General features: G+C 43.0%; 17 protein-coding genes and 4 pseudogenes. 7 read left to right on the forward strand and 14 right to left on the reverse strand.

Annotated elements, in window-relative coordinates; all coding sequences use genetic code 11:
- Window positions 1-249 precede the first annotated feature (249 nt).
- Window positions 250-1,482, reverse strand: coding sequence for an ATP-binding protein (locus tag FTV37_RS14685; RefSeq protein WP_160255372.1), 1,233 nt, complete (start codon window positions 1,480-1,482; stop codon window positions 250-252).
- A 550-nt stretch (window positions 1,483-2,032) separates the two neighbouring features.
- Window positions 2,033-2,344 (reverse strand): annotated as a pseudogene (locus FTV37_RS14690) (HNH endonuclease signature motif containing protein); the annotation flags it as partial.
- A 282-nt stretch (window positions 2,345-2,626) separates the two neighbouring features.
- On the opposite strand from FTV37_RS14690, the gene sul2 reads away from it, so the two are divergent.
- The 3 genes from sul2 to FTV37_RS14705 all read left to right on the forward strand — a co-directional run bounded on the left by sul2 (window position 2,627) and on the right by FTV37_RS14705 (window position 4,303).
- A complete protein-coding gene (gene sul2, locus FTV37_RS14695) occupies window positions 2,627-3,442 on the forward strand; it encodes a sulfonamide-resistant dihydropteroate synthase Sul2 (RefSeq protein WP_001043260.1) in 816 nt (271 codons plus the stop codon).
- An 86-nt stretch (window positions 3,443-3,528) separates the two neighbouring features.
- A complete protein-coding gene (locus FTV37_RS14700) occupies window positions 3,529-3,777 on the forward strand; it encodes a phosphoglucosamine mutase (RefSeq protein WP_071830581.1) in 249 nt (82 codons plus the stop codon).
- Between the two features lie 61 nt (window positions 3,778-3,838).
- Window positions 3,839-4,303, forward strand: coding sequence for an ATP-binding protein (locus tag FTV37_RS14705; RefSeq protein ID WP_071830580.1), 465 nt, complete (start codon window positions 3,839-3,841; stop codon window positions 4,301-4,303).
- Between the two features lie 73 nt (window positions 4,304-4,376).
- Here FTV37_RS14705 and mph read toward each other — a convergent pair whose 3' ends face one another.
- The 7 genes from mph to FTV37_RS14745 form a co-directional block, all read right to left on the reverse strand.
- Window positions 4,377-5,264, reverse strand: a complete 888-nt coding sequence (gene mph / locus FTV37_RS14710) for an Mph(E)/Mph(G) family macrolide 2'-phosphotransferase (RefSeq protein WP_071830579.1) — start codon at window positions 5,262-5,264, stop codon at window positions 4,377-4,379.
- 673 nt (window positions 5,265-5,937) lie between these two features.
- Window positions 5,938-7,431: an IS91-like element ISVsa3 family transposase gene (locus tag FTV37_RS14720; RefSeq protein ID WP_163167828.1), complete on the reverse strand. Its 1,494-nt coding sequence runs from the start codon at window positions 7,429-7,431 to the stop codon at window positions 5,938-5,940.
- Between the two features lie 210 nt (window positions 7,432-7,641).
- Window positions 7,642-7,866, reverse strand: a complete 225-nt coding sequence (locus tag FTV37_RS14725) for a hypothetical protein (RefSeq protein ID WP_000743213.1) — start codon at window positions 7,864-7,866, stop codon at window positions 7,642-7,644.
- Window positions 7,863-8,600, reverse strand: a complete 738-nt coding sequence (locus FTV37_RS14730) for a recombinase family protein (protein WP_001366550.1) — start codon at window positions 8,598-8,600, stop codon at window positions 7,863-7,865. The genes FTV37_RS14725 and FTV37_RS14730 overlap by 4 nt, the downstream gene beginning before the upstream one ends.
- Before the next feature lie 147 nt (window positions 8,601-8,747).
- Window positions 8,748-9,914 carry a tetracycline-inactivating monooxygenase Tet(X3) gene (locus FTV37_RS14735; RefSeq protein ID WP_024160783.1) on the reverse strand — a complete coding sequence of 389 codons (1,167 nt, stop codon included), beginning with the start codon at window positions 9,912-9,914 and terminating at the stop codon, window positions 8,748-8,750.
- A 189-nt stretch (window positions 9,915-10,103) separates the two neighbouring features.
- Window positions 10,104-10,697: a tyrosine-type recombinase/integrase gene (locus FTV37_RS14740; RefSeq protein ID WP_205779272.1), complete on the reverse strand. Its 594-nt coding sequence runs from the start codon at window positions 10,695-10,697 to the stop codon at window positions 10,104-10,106.
- A 72-nt stretch (window positions 10,698-10,769) separates the two neighbouring features.
- Window positions 10,770-11,474, reverse strand: a complete 705-nt coding sequence (locus FTV37_RS14745) for an IS6-like element IS26 family transposase (protein WP_001067855.1) — start codon at window positions 11,472-11,474, stop codon at window positions 10,770-10,772.
- Between the two features lie 64 nt (window positions 11,475-11,538).
- On the opposite strand from FTV37_RS14745, the pseudogene FTV37_RS14750 reads away from it, so the two are divergent.
- A pseudogene (locus FTV37_RS14750) lies at window positions 11,539-11,745 on the forward strand (integrase core domain-containing protein); the annotation flags it as partial.
- Window positions 11,746-11,917: 172 nt separating this feature from the next.
- Here FTV37_RS14750 and FTV37_RS14755 read toward each other — a convergent pair.
- Window positions 11,918-12,139, reverse strand: a complete 222-nt coding sequence (locus FTV37_RS14755) for a helix-turn-helix transcriptional regulator (RefSeq protein ID WP_004658364.1) — start codon at window positions 12,137-12,139, stop codon at window positions 11,918-11,920.
- Window positions 12,140-12,333: 194 nt separating this feature from the next.
- Here FTV37_RS14755 and FTV37_RS14760 point away from each other — a divergent pair, with 194 nt between their 5' ends.
- Window positions 12,334-12,585 (forward strand): hypothetical protein, encoded by a 252-nt coding sequence (locus FTV37_RS14760; RefSeq protein ID WP_004658363.1) that lies wholly within the window; start codon window positions 12,334-12,336, stop codon window positions 12,583-12,585.
- A gap of 252 nt (window positions 12,586-12,837) precedes the next feature.
- Here the strand turns inward: FTV37_RS14760 and FTV37_RS14765 are convergent.
- A pseudogene (locus FTV37_RS14765) lies at window positions 12,838-12,981 on the reverse strand (antitoxin HicB); the annotation flags it as partial.
- Here FTV37_RS14765 and FTV37_RS14770 point away from each other — a divergent pair.
- Window positions 12,981-13,205: pseudogene (locus tag FTV37_RS14770) on the forward strand (efflux RND transporter permease subunit); the annotation flags it as partial. The pseudogenes FTV37_RS14765 and FTV37_RS14770 sit on opposite strands and share 1 nt — an antisense overlap.
- A gap of 84 nt (window positions 13,206-13,289) precedes the next feature.
- Here FTV37_RS14770 and FTV37_RS14775 read toward each other — a convergent pair.
- On the reverse strand, window positions 13,290-14,177 hold the full coding sequence (locus FTV37_RS14775; RefSeq protein ID WP_127800877.1) for a cation diffusion facilitator family transporter: 888 nt from the start codon (window positions 14,175-14,177) through the stop codon (window positions 13,290-13,292).
- A complete protein-coding gene (locus FTV37_RS14780) occupies window positions 14,164-14,568 on the reverse strand; it encodes a hypothetical protein (protein ID WP_180004480.1) in 405 nt (134 codons plus the stop codon). The genes FTV37_RS14775 and FTV37_RS14780 overlap by 14 nt, the downstream gene beginning before the upstream one ends.
- A 79-nt stretch (window positions 14,569-14,647) precedes the next feature.
- Here FTV37_RS14780 and FTV37_RS14785 point away from each other — a divergent pair, with 79 nt between their 5' ends.
- Window positions 14,648-15,061: a Cd(II)/Pb(II)-responsive transcriptional regulator gene (locus FTV37_RS14785; protein ID WP_005245163.1), complete on the forward strand. Its 414-nt coding sequence runs from the start codon at window positions 14,648-14,650 to the stop codon at window positions 15,059-15,061.
- Between the two features lie 41 nt (window positions 15,062-15,102).
- Here FTV37_RS14785 and FTV37_RS14790 read toward each other — a convergent pair whose 3' ends face one another.
- The gene (locus FTV37_RS14790; RefSeq protein WP_005245164.1) at window positions 15,103-16,302 is read right to left on the reverse strand and encodes an integrase arm-type DNA-binding domain-containing protein; all 1,200 of its coding nucleotides are present in this window, start codon (window positions 16,300-16,302) and stop codon (window positions 15,103-15,105) included.
- Between the last annotated feature and the right edge of the window lie 740 nt (window positions 16,303-17,042).

The following is a 17,042-nucleotide window of genomic DNA, read 5'->3' on the forward strand; positions in this document are numbered from 1 at the left end:
AAAAAAAAAATGCCCAGATGGATGAATGGGCAAACTAAGGAATTAATATCCTTCAGAAACTCCAGCGCAATTCTCGCTACTTTCAGTAAGCGACTCTGGCTCAATCATGATAGTCTGACTCAATCGAGTCGAGGTAAATCGATCCATCACAATTGGAGCAGAAATTATGCTTGATCACACTCTTGGTTAATGCTGAAAAGTCTTTGAGTTTTAATTAATAAATAATAGTATCCATGTCTACCCTCAACTTTACTTATTTTCAGATAGCAACCAATCGAGAGCACTCATTTTTACAATACCATTATAATTCGCTTCAGTCCCTATCGTGTCTAATGTAAGCAAATACTTGGGATACGAATCAGAAATTTTCTGTAATGGACGTAACTCTCGGCTGAGTGTCTCCTCATTGAGCGTTTCTAATGCCACCTGATAATAAGTTAAATTCTGTAAAGTATCGACAGCAACAAAATCAATTTCATATTCATCAACCCGCCCTACATAGACCGTATAACCTCGTCTGACAAGCTCAAGATAAATCACATTTTCTAAGATATGACCTTGATCAGCATTAGCATCAGGCAACATAATCCGGCGCAATCCGACATCAACTAAATAGTATTTTTCAGAGGATTGTAATAACTCACGCCCGCGTACTTTAAATTGTGCGGCACTATAAAATAACAAACTGTCCTGTAAGCCCTGAATATAGCGTTTTACTGTTTCAAATGAAATTTTAACCCCACTTGAAACAAAGGTATTTTTAATTTTATTGATGGAAATAGCTGAGCCTGTCACGCTTGCCAAATATCTTGTGACACGCTCGAGAGAGTTAATATCGGCAGTATTCAAACGTGGAATAACATCTTTAAACATTACACTGGCATAGACCGCTTGCAAGTAATCATAAGTTTCCTGCTGGCTAGTCATGGCAAGCGTATAAGGGAAACTACTGCGCGTATACATGGCATACAAATCACGATTTGATAATTGTTGGATGATCGGATTATTTTCAATATGCCACTGTTTAAATTCTTGGAATGAAAGGGGTAAAACATGTTGCTCTATATAGCGTCCTGTAAGTAAAGTCGCAAGTTCTCCACTTAGAAAGAATGCATTTGAGCCTGTAATATATAAATCGATATAATCCCGAACATATAAAGAGTCGACTACTTTCTCAAAATTTGTAACATGTTGAATTTCATCTAAAAAAACATAGTTTTTTTTACTTTTATCAACTTTGGATAATACATAATCATGTAGTTTACGGTAATCGGTGAGTTCTTCAAATTCCATAAATTCGAAGTTGATGGCAATGATGTTTTCGGCTTGTACGCCCTGTGCTTTTAGGTCTTGTTGAAACATCGCCAATAAGGTGGATTTTCCAGAGCGACGCACACCTGAAAGTACTTTAATGACATCACGGTCTTGCCATGTATTCAGAAATTTTAAGTAGCCATCACGTCGAATATTAGCGCTTCTCATTATTTACACTTAGAATCTAAAGTTTTAATAAATTCTATCAAATTTTAGAATGTATATGTAAATATATTTAGTTTTAAGAAAAGTTTAAAGGTTAAGTGAAACATTCAAAGCTGCTGTAGAAGCATGTAAACATGCAGATCTGATCAAAATCCAAATTCTGTCTTTTTGATTATTTTCCATGTCATGTTATTTCATTTATGCTACGAGTTAACTGCTATATAAATTAAGTGAAAAGTAAATGGAACTAAGTTGTTAACTAGAGTGGAACTCATTTTTGTTGTGCTGATGGTCTCAGCCTTAATCCTAATTGCTTATGAAATGCTAAAAGGTTTATTTTAGAGCATCTATACAATTTTTGATCAAAAAAAGCCCACAGAGGGAATCTATGGGCGAAACTAAGGACCTTGACGGTCATTCAGAAACTACAGCTAGTTTCTGGTTGTGATTCTGGACTGAATTAAAAATAACCATATTGGCTGAATGTATCAAAAGTTAAATCATGTGATTAATCATTGATACTTCTGCAAAAATGAGCTCATCGCTCTGTTGATTAATACAGTAATTCACCAAACAAAGCCGCTCTAATCTCTTCCAGGCTCAGATCTGATTTCATCCTATTACAGATGGGATGAACCAGCAGACCATTCTCTAGAACACCTTGCCCACCTACGGCTTTGGCAATCCGATGATCCGATTCAGTAGAATCAAGATAGATCAATCCATCACAAATGAGGCAAAAGTTATGATTACCCACCAGAAAATTGTGCTTAAGCAGACTCTTGGTTAATGCCGAAAAGGCCTTGGGCTTTGACCGAGAAATTGGACTAATCGACTCCACATATCCCACTCTATTGTAAACAAGACATTTTTATCTTTTATATTCAATGGCTTATTTTCCTGCTAATTGGTAATACCATGAAAAATACCATGCTCAGAAAAGGCTTAACAATATTTTGAAAAATTGCCTACTGAGCGCTGCCGCACAGCTCCATAGGCCGCTTTCCTGGCTTTGCTTCCAGATGTATGCTATTCTGCTCCTGCAGCTAATGGATCACCGCAAACAGGTTACTCGCCTGGGGATTCCCTTTCGACCCGAGCATCCGTATGAGACTCATGCTCGATTATTATTATTATAGAAGCCCCCATGAATAAATCGCTCATCATTTTCGGCATCGTCAACATAACCTCGGACAGTTTCTCCGATGGAGGCCGGTATCTGGCGCCAGACGCAGCCATTGCGCAGGCGCGTAAGCTGATGGCCGAGGGGGCAGATGTGATCGACCTCGGTCCGGCATCCAGCAATCCCGACGCCGCGCCTGTTTCGTCCGACACAGAAATCGCGCGTATCGCGCCGGTGCTGGACGCGCTCAAGGCAGATGGCATTCCCGTCTCGCTCGACAGTTATCAACCCGCGACGCAAGCCTATGCCTTGTCGCGTGGTGTGGCCTATCTCAATGATATTCGCGGTTTTCCAGACGCTGCGTTCTATCCGCAATTGGCGAAATCATCTGCCAAACTCGTCGTTATGCATTCGGTGCAAGACGGGCAGGCAGATCGGCGCGAGGCACCCGCTGGCGACATCATGGATCACATTGCGGCGTTCTTTGACGCGCGCATCGCGGCGCTGACGGGTGCCGGTATCAAACGCAACCGCCTTGTCCTTGATCCCGGCATGGGGTTTTTTCTGGGGGCTGCTCCCGAAACCTCGCTCTCGGTGCTGGCGCGGTTCGATGAATTGCGGCTGCGCTTCGATTTGCCGGTGCTTCTGTCTGTTTCGCGCAAATCCTTTCTGCGCGCGCTCACAGGCCGTGGTCCGGGGGATGTCGGGGCCGCGACACTCGCTGCAGAGCTTGCCGCCGCCGCAGGTGGAGCTGACTTCATCCGCACACACGAGCCGCGCCCCTTGCGCGACGGGCTGGCGGTATTGGCGGCGCTGAAAGAAACCGCAAGAATTCGTTAACTGCACATTCGGGATATTTCTCTATATTCGCGGTTCAGCAGGCATGTCCCCTTTGAGGGCGACCCGACGACAGGATAATCGACCTTATGGTGCGCAAATATTTCGGCACAGACGGTATTCGTGGCAAAGCCAACGAAGGCGCGATGACGGCGGAAACCGCCTTGCGCGTCGGCATGGCGGCTGGCCGTGTCTTTCGTCGCGGTGACCACCGCCATCGTGTCGTGATCGGCAAGGATACGCGCCTGTCGGGCTATATGCTTGAACCCGCGCTCACAGCCGGTTTCACCTCGATGGGCATGGACGTATTCCTTTTTGGCCCGCTGCCGACAACGTAATAGGAAGAATAAACGCCCTTTTCACCCAAGTCCAAATTAATTTGCCGATTCCATAATCAGGGTGTATTACAATTCCATAGAGTTTTTCAATCCAGGTGGTTTAGCTGATAACTTAACGATTGATCAGCTTCTTCGTGAAGATTACTCGCCATGGGCGCGCAATAAAAGGATATCTGCCACGTTCAAAGAAGCGCATTTTATTGAAAAATATGGGTCAGGCATCAAACGAATCCAAGAAGGCTTCGCATCCTATGGTCTGCGTCCCCCTGTCTTTGAAAATTTCCAGCACGGTTTTCGAGTTATTGTCTCATCAAAGCTACTTTTCGAATCTAATGAGGGAGTAAGTGAGGGAGTAAATCTACTATTTAATCAGATAAGAACTAATCCAGGAAAGCGTGCACCATTTTTAGTAAACGAGCTATTAGTTCCTGTCAAGATAGTAGAGCGGTGGCTCAAAATCTTAAGAGATGATCATAAAATCGAGTTTCGAGGAGCTCCTAAAAGTGGAGGATACTGGCTAAAATAGAAATCAATGATACTCTTAAGTGGCACCAATCGAACTCCTATTTTAGCATTTAAAAAAGTATCCTCACATCATTTTATTGAACAATACCTAAGGCTGCTCTGGCGGCATTGATATGATTATCGTCGTTGCACTCTACCGCAAAAGCGCCATATGCTAATGGAGCTGCAGCAGCCCTCTCTATAGATTGTTCGTAGAGCCTATCCCATATCGTTCCGCCTTGTTTAGCATACTCCGTTATCAAACTCTTCAGGCTATCCTCTCCAAAAACCGATACGTGACCAGAAAAGTCCAGTGCAGGATCACCCATATGCGCAGTAGACCAATCTATGATACCAGAGGTCTTACCTTCCTTCGAGGTTAAGACATGCCCTGCATAGAGATCGCCATGGATGAAACAAGTGAATTCAGGCCACAAAGGGTCATTGTCCAACCATCTACGGTATCTGTTTTCCAACGGCTCGCTGATACCTATCTCAGATTTCACCAAGTGGATACGGTCAGCTATTTCGGTCCTCAATTCACTTGGAGTCATTATTTTCAAGTTGCTCTTTCTCACATCGTCAGCTGTAATACGATGTAATTCGGCCAATGATTTTGCCAGAGACTCCACATAAGCTATGCTATCGCGATCTATGTTCCAAGAAACCTCATGTGTTATCGCATCGAATGTCAGAGCAGGCGCATCCTCCAGTAAAGGGTAGGCTATTAGGCGCTCCGATACAATTTTCCAATCAGGGACATTGATCGACAGGTTTCTTTTGGCTAAATCCAATATTCTACTTTCATTTTCGATTTGTTCAAGCATATCGCTTCTTCGAGGTATACGGAGTACCCAGTTCTCACCGTTTACTTCCTTTACAAAGGCAACTCTAAAGTCGATGCCCATCTCATTGACGCTCATCTCTTCCGAAATTCTCAGCCCATGCTCTAGGGCTAATGTTTGCATATCTTCGATTGTCATTTCTATACTGTTTTCTTTTATTAAATTGGTACCAGTTCCCCCGACAGGACATTCTGAATGTCATATACAGGTGTAACACTTTACCCATATTCTTTTCGTATGGATAACACTTCCCATCAGGGAACAAAAATCTGATACATGAATTAATTGTGAGACAGTAGACCTACTGTCGCATTGAAGCCATCTCGGCGACTATTTGATTAGGAAAACCAAGGCTTTGCCATCATAGCCTTATCATAGAAGTATAACATAGTTGTAAAGATAGAAAATTATTTTTTATTCATCCATGATGTTATTATTTTATAATAACATCATCTAAACATGTCCTGTCGCTCTTTTGTGCTGTGATATTTCATACCTATTAACTGCTTTCGTTTGAATTATACGACGTTCTACTCACAATAGGGCAAGGGTTACTCATTCCGTAGGATGCGGTTCACGTATAGGAAGAATAAACGCCCTTTTCACCCAAGTCCAACAGCTTTGGACCGCAGTTGACTCTTTCGACACCCCTGCGATGCAACCCAATCCGGCTGACGGGGAGCCAGCAACGCTGAAAATTTACCCTCCTCTTTCCCACTAGCGGCTCCTTTTCCGACAACCAGCACGGCGGATCCCTGCCGCGGCGCTGTGAACGCAGCATTTTGATTGGTATCGTTGGCCTTCAGGCTCGTCAGTCAAACAGACCCAGGAGCAGCTCAGCCGGTGGCGCCCGGCTTTCGGGTAACGCCCTGGTCCCGCTGGTTTCGGCTTTGTGCTTCAGGTGATCAAGGATCTGCTTGATCACTATAGGGTCTTCAATGCAGGCGATGACTTTCATGGCGCCGCCGCAGCCGCTGCAGGTCTCGATGTCGATATTGAAAACACGCTTGAGCCGTTGCGCCCATGTCATCGACGCTCGCCGTTGTGCTGGTGTTGCCGGTTCATCAGCCACCCTGACCTTGTTGCCCCTGCCCCGTTTTGCCGGCGTGACCAACGCCCGGTGCCGACTGTTGGGTGCGAACACCCCGTGGAAGCGGGTTAGGTTGACTCTGGGCTTCGGTACCAGGGCGGCCAGCCTTGCAATGAAATCCAATGGTTCGAAAATGACGTGCGTGGTGCCGTCCCGGTACGGCGTCTTGAGCTGGTAGCGCACGTTGCCGCCTCGTGTTAACGACAGCCGCTTCTCGGATACCGCCGGGCGGCTGATGTACCGGCACAGCCGTTCGAGCTTCTTGCGTTCATCGGCCCTGGCCGCCACGCCGGCGTGCAGGCTGGACCCGGCTACCTTGCCAATCCCGTCACCGAACGGATCACCACTGGTCGGCAGAGTTTGCAAAGTGAACACCTTTCGCCCCGCCTGTGAACCGACAGCGATACGGTAAGTGATCGAGTGCCCCAGCAGGGGTGTCATCGGGTCGTCATCCACCGCATCCGAGGCCAGATAGCTGTTTTCGACATCCCGTTCCAGCAGGCCTTGCCGTTCCAGATAGCGACCCACCCGGTGGGCGATGGTGTGCGTCAGCTGGGTGAGCTCTGGGCTGGTCGGCGCCTTGACCCAGCGGAAACGCGCTGAGCCGTGGGATTGCTCGACATACACACCGTCGAGAAACAGCATGTGGAAGTGAACATTCAGATTGAGCGCCGATCCAGAACGCTGGATCAGGGTGACCGCGCCCGTCTTGGCCACTTGGTGGGTATGGCCCGCTTTCTTGACCAGGTGCGTGGCAATGACGCGGTAAACGATGCCCAGCACCCACCCCATGATCTCGGGCCGGCTGGCAAACAGGAAACGCAGCTGAAACGGGAAGCTCAACACCCACTGACGCATGGGTTGTTCAGGCAGTACTTCATCAACCAGCAAGGCGGCACTTTCGGCCATCCGCCGCGCCCCACAGCTCGGGCAGAAACCGCGACGCTTACAGCTGAAAGCGACCAGGTGCTCGGCGTGGCAAGACTCGCAGCGAACCCGTAGAAAGCCATGCTCCAGCCGCCCGCATTGGAGAAATTCTTCAAATTCCCGTTGCACATAGCCCGGCAATTCCTTTCCCTGCTCTGCCATAAGCGCAGCGAATGCCGGGTAATACTCGTCAACGATCTGATAGAGAAGGGTTTGCTCGGGTCGGTGGCTCTGGTAACGACCAGTATCCCGATCCCGGCTGGCCGTCCTGGCCGCCACATGAGGCATGTTCCGCGTCCTTGCAATACTGTGTTTACATACAGTCTATCGCTTAGCGGAAAGTTCTTTTACCCTCAGCCGAAATGCCTGCCGTTGCTAGACATTGCCAGCCAGTGCCCGTCACTCCCACTCGATTGTAAACAAGCACACAAAACCCTTTAGTGACAACAATTTGCAAGAACTATCAGGCTCAGTGCCATGAAAAATACCATGACCAGATCATGAGGTTGAACACGGCTTGCGCCGGCAGCGTTCACGCTCCTGGTCGGCGATCTCGCCCGGCTGCAATGCTAGCTCAGCATCGGTCATGCGCTCCAGCACGTCGCGTAGGCGGATGGTGCAAGGAATGGGCGGCAGCTCGAACTCATAGCCGCCGGCGATCATTTCGGCCGCAATCTCCTCGGTGATGAAAAACGGCTCGTCGTCTTGGTTCGGCTTCTTCATGCCCTTTCCTCCTGGCGCTCATCCTGGCCGACAGCGGCCAGGGCATCGGCTTCCGTCAATGCGTCCTCCACGAACGCGCCGTGCTGCTTCGCTTCGGCCTGGCTGACCTCGGCCCATATCCGTTTCACCTGGGCCGCACTGTACCCGGCCAGCTCGGCGGTCTTGTTGATGCTGTAGCCGGACTTGCGCAGCGCGACAACTTGGGCGCGGCGCTTCGGATCAGCACGGCGGCCCTTGTACCGCCCGGCCTGGCGGGCCAACTCAATGCCTTGGCGCTGGCGTTCGCGCCTGTCCTCGTAGTCGTCGCGGGCCATCTGCAAGGCCAGGCGAAAAAGCATGATCTGCACGGCTTCCAGCACGATCTTGGCGACGCCCTGGGCCTCGGCCGCCAGGTCGGATAGATCGACCACGCCAGGGACGGCCAGGCGTGCGCCTTTGGCCTGTATCGAGGCCACCAGGCGCTCGGCCTCGGGCAAAGGTAGGCGGCTGATGCGGTCGATCTTCTCGGCAATGACCACCTCGCCGGGCTGTAGGTCGCCGATCATGCGCAGCAGCTCAGGCCGGTCGGCGCGTGCGCCGGATGCCTTCTCACGGTAGATGCCGGCGACGTAGTAGCCGGCGGCCTTCGCGGCCGTAGTGATCGCCTCTTGGCGTTCCAAGTCCTGCGCGTCGGTGCTGACGCGCAGATAGACCCGCGCCACCATCGGCGCGGCTACTGGCTTCGTCCTGCGCATACTTGCGGGCTCCTTTGGGCATACTCAAATGCACCCATCTTAAACTGGCAGCTAATGTACAAAAGTTGATAGAAGCACACAAGTTCAATTTTGCACTTCTGCCCACTATTGCAAAACTGCTTGTTAGTAGCCGTTTTTTCTTACTGTTTATAGATTCAATAATTTTTGAAACGAAAAATTGGGACTAAACATTTCGGTTTCGTTTTCTGTCGATTCGTCCTGCGTATCTTTTGCATAAACAAACATTTGTTGTTCGTAGTTTTCGATGGCATTTTCAATACTTGTAAATTCTCCGTTTGTAAGGTTTTCAGACAATATCAAAGCATCCAATAATCCCGTATTTACACCCTGTCCTGCAAAAGGCGACATCAAATGAGCAGCATCGCCAATCATTGTTATGGGTAATGGACGGTTACTTTTCCAATCATTGTTCAAAGGAAATTTCCTTGTGGGCAAGCATTGAAATGTTGATACCGAACGTATTAATTGTTTGTAAACTTCACTCCATTTGGAAAATCTTTTCAATAAAAAATCGGCAACGCTGTTTCTGTCCTGAAAATCTAAGGGAATTTTATTTTTCCATTCATCGGGCGTTTTAAAACTAATTCCTAAATACAATGCACCATTATTATTGGGATTGGCAAACAATAAAATGCCCTGATGTCCCGCCATTAATCGGTTGCCGTTGCATAGCTGAAAAAATCCGGGACAGTTTATTTCCGGTTGAAGAATATCAGCTTGGATGTTGAAAGTACCGGTTTCTTCAACTTGCGTGTCGGTAACAAAGCTCCTTATTTTCGACATTCCACCATTGGCAAGAATAACCAAATCTGCTGTTTCACTCGGTTTATTCTCAAAAGTTAGTGTCCACTTCTTCTTACCAGGTTCAAGCATAACAAGTTTTCTATCCCAAATAACCGTGTCGTTTTCTAAACTATTCAACAAGATAGCCCTTAAGTCATTTCTGTTTATTTCAGGATTGTCAAATCGATTTTCGGGCTTTACATTTTTTGTGGATAAAATATTGCCTTTTTCATCAGCAATATTTACACCCATTGGTAAGGCTAAGTCATAATAAGTTTGTAACAATCCCGCTTTTTTCATTGCTTCCTGACCTGAACCTTTGTGTAGGTCAAGGGTTCCACCAAAAATTCTTGCCTCTCGGTCGTTGTCTCTTTCGTAAACTGAAACGTCTATGCCGTTTTGCTGTAATAATTTTGCCATAGTCAGTCCAACGGGTCCACCACCAATTATTGCAACGTTCTTATCACTAAGTAAATTCATTTGTTTGTCTGTATCTATTCGCATTGTCATTCAAAAATGGCACATAACAAGTGGCTATACGCCAAATGGCGTATATATCCACTATATCTTATTTTGCTAAACCTTTCATTATCAGTGACAAATCCGTTTTCAACCGTTTACCGTTCGTTTCTACTCTCTCAAAAGGATTTATATTCATAGTGCTTTTTGTTAAGTTTTGCTCAAATATACAAATCCTTTCTATATATCTAACAAATCCATCGGACTTTTTAATTGTTCCATTCCCTTGGTGGTAATATGTGTATAAACCTCAGTTGTTTTACTGCTTGAATGACCTAACAACGATTGAATATAACGTAAACTCGTACCATTCTCAAGCAAATGCGTTGCAAAGCTATGTCGTAAGGTATGTACAGTAACTTCCTTTTGAATCTTTGCTTTTAAAACAGCTGCTTTAAAAATGTTTTGAATACTTCGGCTTGAGTATGCGCCACCTTTTTGACCTTCAAATAAATAATCTTTTGGTTTATATTCCATAAAGTATGTTCTTAAAATAATTAATGTTTTCTCAGATAAAATGGTATAACGATCTCTTTTTCCTTTTGACTGTTCTATACGAATTTGCATGCGCTTGGAGTCAATGTCTTTTATTTTCAGGTTTATACATTCAGAAATGCGCAAACCTGCCGAATAAATAGTCATCAGAATAGCCTTGTGTTTCACGTTTTCAATAGCGCGTAGTACCCGAATGGTTTCTTCTTCACTCATCACAACAGGAAGTGTTTTTTCTTTTTTTGGTCTTTCGATGAAATATGTTTTCCGTTGTCCACCCAAAACACGTTCGTAATAAAACTGGCACTGTTGCAAAGTTAGCGATGAGGCAGCCTTTTGTCTTATTCAAAGGCCTTACATTTCAAAAACTCTGCTTACCAGGCGCATTTCGCCCAGGGGATCACCATAATAAAATGCTGAGGCCTGGCCTTTGCGTAGTGCACGCATCACCTCAATACCTTTGATGGTGGCGTAAGCCGTCTTCATGGATTTAAATCCCAGCGTGGCGCCGATTATCCGTTTCAGTTTGCCATGATCGCATTCAATCACGTTGTTCCGGTACTTAATCTGTCGGTGTTCAACGTCAGACGGGCACCGGCCTTCGCGTTTGAGCAGAGCAAGCGCGCGACCATAGGCGGGCGCTTTATCCGTGTTGATGAATCGCGGGATCTGCCACTTCTTCACGTTGTTGAGGATTTTACCCAGAAACCGGTATGCAGCTTTGCTGTTACGACGGGAGGAGAGATAAAAATCGACAGTGCGGCCCCGGCTGTCGACGGCCCGGTACAGATACGCCCAGCGGCCATTGACCTTCACGTAGGTTTCATCCATGTGCCACGGGCAAAGATCGGAAGGGTTACGCCAGTACCAGCGCAGCCGTTTTTCCATTTCAGGCGCATAACGCTGAACCCAGCGGTAAATCGTGGAGTGATCGACATTCACTCCGCGTTCAGCCAGCATCTCCTGCAGCTCACGGTAACTGATGCCGTATTTGCAGTACCAGCGTACGGCCCACAGAATGATGTCACGCTGAAAATGCCGGCCTTTGAATGGGTTCATGTGCAGCTCCATCAGCAAAAGGGGATGATAAGTTTATCACCACCGACTATTTGCAACAGTGCCAGATAATGTGATGGTTGAACGATTATGGCGGAGCGTTAAATATGAAGAGGTGTATCTCAAAGCTTATAGCAGTGTCACAGATGCGAAAAAGCAATTGAGTGCATATTTTGAGTTTTATAATCTGAAACGACCTCATTCGAGTCTAGACAAAATGACACCAAATGAGTTTTACTATGATCAGCTACCCCAACAAAACAAGGTGGCTTAACTAGAGCGGAATATCACTTATAAATACGCTTTTAGTTGTTCAAACAAGTGGAACCACCTCTGTTTGTAATGATATTTTATAAAATTCAATATTAGATCTGCAGAGAAAAACTTATCAAACTAAGTATTGGCTAGTCTTTTTCTTCGAAAAACTTATCAAACGAAGTATTAAGTTAATCTTTTTCTTCAACTTCTTCCTTAAACTCAAACAAATCATTCATCGTACAGTTAAAGTACTTACACAACTTATCGGCGACTGGTAATTCAATACGTACAGCACGGTCATAATACATACTTGTGAGCGTGTTGCGATTGATACCTGTTGCATGCACCACTTCACTTAATTTTAAAATTTTTCTATCGCCCATGAGGCTAGATAACTTACAAGTAATCATATTTAAATTAATTTACAAAAAATAACTTGCTGTGGGTTATTTGAAGTTGTTGACTGAGTAATACTTTGCTAAAATTAACCTACAGCAGGTTATTACAACTTATAGAAAGTATATTTTATCCATTTCAACTAAATTATAACTTTTTAAATATAAGGATTGAACCTGCATTAGATTATTTTGTGGAGATGACCGCCGTGTTACCAAATGAGTTATTGATCAGCCAGCAAGCTCGTGACTTAGGAAATCAATTAATTAAAGAAATGAACATCAATAGAAGTTATGGAATGGCTAATTTTCTTGGAGTAAATACTTGCTATGATAATCATCAGGCTGTACTTATTTGGACATTTCAACTGCTTGAAAGGGAACCTGCCTTAAATGAATTAGCAGAAATTAAAAAATATTTTCTTTTAATCTTTCCAGATAGTGTTTATCAATTAGCCTAAGTTGTTTTTAAAATTAATTTATTAAATAAAAAGCACTAAATCAAAGAAAGCTTTATTTAAAAATACCTATTAATTCAAAAACATACCATTTACTGAATATATGAAGCATAGGTTCCTGCTCTATCACTCACTCGTACTAAAATTACATCGCTCTTTTTACTGATACTAAACAATTTATGTCCACGCCACGTTCTGCGGCTTCGAGGGCTAGTTTTTGTTGAACCACTGAGAACAAGGACAACAAACTGCCTACTATATTTTCCCGGAGAGTGGTGTAGGAACTTTTTCATTATTGCTAATCATATCAGCGACAACATCAGCAACGAGCTCCTCTATTCCTGAGAATGCTTTAGACTGATCCGCATCAAGCCAAGACAATGATGGAAACTCAGCACATCATTCGTTTAAGACCTATTTTAATGACGGCACTGGTCGCAAGTTTAGGTTTTATTCCAATGGCGTTAAACACTGGAATTGGTGCAGAAGTACAACGACCACTAGCAACAGTTGTTATCGGCGGTATTGTATCTTCTACAATTTTAACTTTGTTTGTATTGCCTATTTTATATCAATGGGCGCATGGCTCTGAGAGTAGCAAACAGCAATCCGACGAAATTTAAAATCAAAAAAAGCAGCTTAATTACTAGGTTATGCCTAATTAAGCTGCTTTTAATATTGTATGCCCAACATTTTATTGATAAAGCTTACTGCGCTTCATCCCGACAATTTTCATTTAAAAACTCAAACTCTATCGTTGTATGCGATAAATGATAGGAAGATAATTTAGCTGCAACTTCTTGTTTAAGCCTAATTAATTCTTTAACGTCAAAGTTGTCACTCAGCTCAAGGTGCGCTGTTAAAACGTGACTTTCACCATCTAGTGACCAAAAGTGCATGTGGTGGATACCATTAACTTCAGGAAATTCCATTAGTGATAGTTTAATACGCTTTTGAGTCTCTTTATCGGGTGCAGCTTGAAGAAATAAAACGAGTGTTGATTTCAGGTTTTTGAAAACATTAAACAAGATGAACAGCGTGAACCCTATTGATAAAAGGGGATCTAATATCGGCAGTTCAGCGAACAACAGTACGATAGAGACTATAAGAACGGCAACCCATCCAAGTACATCTTCAAGAAGGTGCCATGTCAGCACTTTCTCATTTAATGTTTCACCCGCTTTTAATTTTAATACAGCATATCCGTTAACGGCAACGCCGAGTATCGCTAGCCCTAACATCCCCTCGACTACAGGCATTTCAGGATTGGACAGCTTTGGAATTGCTTCAAATAAAATCCAAATTGAGCCAATGATTAAAACAATACTGTTTATCAATGCGCCAAAGAGAGTAAGTCTACGATAACCATAACTAAACTTATCTGATGCTTCTTTATCTGAAAAACGACTTAAAATCCACGCAAAACCTATTGAAAGACTATCACCAAGATCGTGAACTGCATCTGCCATTATCGCCGTACTGTTAGTGAGCCAACCACCTATAAATTCGATAATAGTGAATGTCACATTAAGGAAAAATGCCCAACCAATACGGTCATCTTTACCATGTTGATGACTATGATTATGGTTGTGCATTTTGTACCTCTAGTACTTTTCTATTTCTTAGTTTTGATACATTCATATTAATCAAGTGACGTATCAAGCGTTGATATATCCAGCGTTTGAACCCCGACAAGTTAGTCCCTTTTTCGAAATAGAACTCATCAGGGGAATCATAAAGCCCAAAGTCATCATGAATACCTTCTTTTTGAATATAGGTATTTTCTCCACGCCAATCTGTATCTGGTGATGAAAAGCACTTTGTTGCAACACCATAACCACAAAAATCATCTTTTACAAACTGATAAGCGGCACCAATTTTGTTGAAGTTATCCAAGTTTTTCCACCTACGTTGATCGATCAAGGATTGGATATCTTTGTGTTCAAAATTAACGATATTCGTATTGTTTAAATATTTCTCAGTCATTTTTTATATATCCTTTTCGTTGCATACTTATACTATAGACTCTATAGTAACTATAGAGTCAAATGTCTGGGGGAAATTGATGAAAATAGGCGAATTGTCAAAAAAATCGGGCTGTTCAATACAAACGATTAGATATTATGAAAGAGAAGGATTACTGTTAAATCCAAATCGTTCAGAAGGTAATTTCAGGCTGTATGATAGCAAAGCACTTAAACAATTGGAATTCGTAAAGCATTGTCGCAGCCTAGATATATCACTCAATGATATTAAACGTCTTATCGAATTAAAAAATAAGCCAGAAGAAAGCTGCTCTAGCGTTAATGCATTAATTGATCAGCAACTTGCACTAGTGAATAAACGCATGAAAGAATTAAGGGCGCTTAAAGCTGAATTACAACAAATGGCTAGTGCTTGTGGTTCGAACAACCCAACATACTCATTATATTCTGCTGACCATGTAACACGGCAAGTATATTGTTTACTATCCATTTGAAACCCCATAATGTTTTAAGTCTATGTATAAAAGTACGATTTTCACTTAGCAGTACTTAAATAATCACCCCACCACTGCATCATTTCAGTCCGCTGGGCTAAATAGTCAGCGTGATTATAGCTGGCACGGGTACGGTTCTTATCAATATGTGAAAGTTGTGCCTCAATCCAGTTATCCTGGAACAAACCTGAGTCATTCAAAATGGTACTAAAAGTGGAACGTAGTCCATGAGAGGATAATTGATGTTTTCCATAGCCCATCTTACGTATAGCCATATTTAATGTATTAAAATGAATCGGTTGATTATGTTTCCGTGGGCTAGCAAAAATGTACTTTTCACCGTATGACCATTGCATGACGTCTTTTAAAATATCTAAAGCCTGATCTGAAAGTGGAACTAAGAAGTCGGGAATCTCATGGCCTAATATGACTTTTCGTCGAAACTGTTTAATATGCAAGGCAGGTATTTTCCAGACTTTTTCATTTAAATCAAAATGATGAGGCTCAGCCAATAACAATTCAGCCCCTCGCACGCCAGTATGTAATTTGAACAGCAGTGCTTTTTTAATAATCGGATGGGCATCCAATTTTTGTAATTTATACTTAAAATCAGATATATCCTCCGCTTTCAAATACGGATAATTTTTCTTGATTTTACTGTTAATGGCGATTTTATTTAAACCATGCGCGATGTTGAATTCACAATAACCCATCGCTACAGCGTAGTCATAAATTTGGTTCAAATAACTACAAGCTTTCTTGACAGGTTCTTTTACTTGGCGTCCCTCTATTTTTTTGATTACTGAAACCAGGTCATAACGCTTGATGTTTTGAAAAGGTAGATCCTGAAGGTCTGGATAAATATCTTGCTGTAAGCATCTTTCTGCTAACTGTAGTACACCACAGCGGGGTAGATCGTTGAAGGCATTTTTCAGTTTGAACTGTAACCACTCCTCCCCGACCTTACCAAAGGTGATGACATTAGAGGCAGTATCTTGTTCAAAACAGAAATCATTGTCTTTAAAGTCATCTCTGACTTGTCGTGCCTTTTTCAGCGATAAATCAGGATAACGACCTAACTGAATGCGTCGACGTTTTTTAGTTTGTGGATCTGTATAGCGATAGCACCAAGATTTTCTTCCACTCGGCTCAATCTTCAGGCTAAGCCCATCTTCATCGGATAAAAAACTGGTTTTTTCCTTACAATGAGCTTGGCGAACTTTAATTTCAGTAAGACTCATGGAATTTAAATGAAACCTAACAATGGGTTGATTGGATCAATTATATCAAAATAGAACGCTTTATGTATGATGCGTACACTACGCATCATATATATTTGTAATATATTGTTTTATATATTTAATATTTTAAGTATTTGTATTTTAGTAACCATTATAAGTACCACCTCTTCTTTAAGTTCCCAACAACTCACTTTTTCTGTCATCAATGTTAAATAAGTCTTGTGCTTTAAATTCTTAGATGACCTCCTCTACCCTTTATTATCATTTTTATAAAAGTAACTATATGTACTCATTAAAATTTGTAGAGCTCAAAAACAAAAAAGACCGCTATATAGCAGTCTTTTAACTTAATTAAATAATAATTAATTCATTTTCATCATAAGTGCATAAGCATCACGTTTGTTTTGACGCAATGATTCTATCTCGGACTTCGTCAGCTGTTTTACGAGAGTAATTAACTATAACTAAAAATATAGACAAATATTTGCATAAGTTCTCATTTTGTCTATGTCGATTCAGTAGTGGCAAGGTGGGTATTTATTAGAGATTTAAATGATTATCTTTTGTATTTTAGGTGAGTGTCTTGGTATATTAGCATCCATATCTATTGATTATCAGAGATGGATCCGGAAATTTGAACAACTCCTATAAGTGATACTCTGCTCCTCAAATGATGTTATAAACATCAATATATGGAGTATTTTATGGCACGTAGACCAAGAAGAAATCATTCAAACGAC

Source organism: Acinetobacter sp. YH16042 (assembly GCF_013417245.1).
GTDB classification, from domain to species: domain Bacteria; phylum Pseudomonadota; class Gammaproteobacteria; order Pseudomonadales; family Moraxellaceae; genus Acinetobacter; species Acinetobacter amyesii.

Coding starts and splice junctions, on each gene's coding strand:
- FTV37_RS14720 (WP_163167828.1), bottom strand. CDS start 7,431: ATGCCTCATGTGGCGGCCAGGACGGCCAGCCGGGATCGGGATACTGGT.
- FTV37_RS14780 (WP_180004480.1), bottom strand. CDS start 14,568: ATGACTGAGAAATATTTAAACAATACGAATATCGTTAATTTTGAACAC.
- FTV37_RS14790 (WP_005245164.1), bottom strand. CDS start 16,302: ATGAGTCTTACTGAAATTAAAGTTCGCCAAGCTCATTGTAAGGAAAAA.
- FTV37_RS14745 (WP_001067855.1), bottom strand. CDS start 11,474: ATGAACCCATTCAAAGGCCGGCATTTTCAGCGTGACATCATTCTGTGG.
- FTV37_RS14730 (WP_001366550.1), bottom strand. CDS start 8,600: ATGCGCAGGACGAAGCCAGTAGCCGCGCCGATGGTGGCGCGGGTCTAT.
- FTV37_RS14775 (WP_127800877.1), bottom strand. CDS start 14,177: ATGCACAACCATAATCATAGTCATCAACATGGTAAAGATGACCGTATT.
- FTV37_RS14700 (WP_071830581.1), top strand. CDS start 3,529: ATGGTGCGCAAATATTTCGGCACAGACGGTATTCGTGGCAAAGCCAAC.
- FTV37_RS14785 (WP_005245163.1), top strand. CDS start 14,648: ATGAAAATAGGCGAATTGTCAAAAAAATCGGGCTGTTCAATACAAACG.
- FTV37_RS14735 (WP_024160783.1), bottom strand. CDS start 9,914: ATGACAATGCGAATAGATACAGACAAACAAATGAATTTACTTAGTGAT.
- FTV37_RS14755 (WP_004658364.1), bottom strand. CDS start 12,139: ATGATTACTTGTAAGTTATCTAGCCTCATGGGCGATAGAAAAATTTTA.
- FTV37_RS14725 (WP_000743213.1), bottom strand. CDS start 7,866: ATGAAGAAGCCGAACCAAGACGACGAGCCGTTTTTCATCACCGAGGAG.
- FTV37_RS14685 (WP_160255372.1), bottom strand. CDS start 1,482: ATGAGAAGCGCTAATATTCGACGTGATGGCTACTTAAAATTTCTGAAT.
- sul2 (WP_001043260.1), top strand. CDS start 2,627: ATGAATAAATCGCTCATCATTTTCGGCATCGTCAACATAACCTCGGAC.
- mph (WP_071830579.1), bottom strand. CDS start 5,264: ATGACAATCGAAGATATGCAAACATTAGCCCTAGAGCATGGGCTGAGA.